The organism is Bartonella sp. LB28NMGDW (assembly GCF_042194435.1).
GTDB lineage: Bacteria > Pseudomonadota > Alphaproteobacteria > Rhizobiales > Rhizobiaceae > Bartonella > Bartonella grahamii.
Genome location: NZ_JBHIMX010000159.1, coordinates 1 through 593, shown reverse-complemented (window position 1 = coordinate 593; position 593 = coordinate 1). Strand labels below are relative to the sequence as shown.

Annotated in this window: 1 pseudogene; it reads left to right on the top strand. The window is 43.7% G+C overall.

Annotated features, from left to right (window positions below):
- Window positions 1-593 (top strand): annotated as a pseudogene (locus ACFIKG_RS09795) (hypothetical protein); the annotation flags it as partial.

Below are 593 nucleotides of genomic sequence, written 5' to 3'. Positions count from 1 at the left end.
GATGTTGGTACAGCTTTTGAAGGCATTGATACGAGTATCAAGAATGTAAATCAGCGGATCAAAGATGTGACACAAGGTGTTGCACAGGATTCGTTGTCATGGAGCAAAGATGCAAATGCCTTTAGTGCGCAGCATGGAGAAAAAGAGGACAGAAAAAATAGCAAAATCACCTCTCTTAAGGATGGTGAACTCTCAGAAAGCTCAACCGATGCGGTTAATGGCTCACAGCTCCATTCTACGAACACAGCCCTTGCGGAATATTTTGGTGGTAATGCCAAGTATGAGGACAGCAAATGGACAAAGCCTGATTTCAAAGTTGCGCAATTTGGTGCTGATGGCGTAGAAGGTGACGAGAAGACTTATCATAATGTTGCTGATGCTTTTGAAGGTGTTAACAGTACTTTCAACACTTTGAATGAAGAGATTGTCGATGTAAGAGATAGTATCCTTGTTAAGCAAGAAGAAGAGGTTACTTTAGCGCGTAGTCTCCGTGCGGGGGGATCGGGTGCCATCACCATTGGTAAGGCATCAGGCGGTACTGAAGTAAGTATTCTCAACAAAGACGGTAAGGAACGGAAAATTTCTGGTGTGAG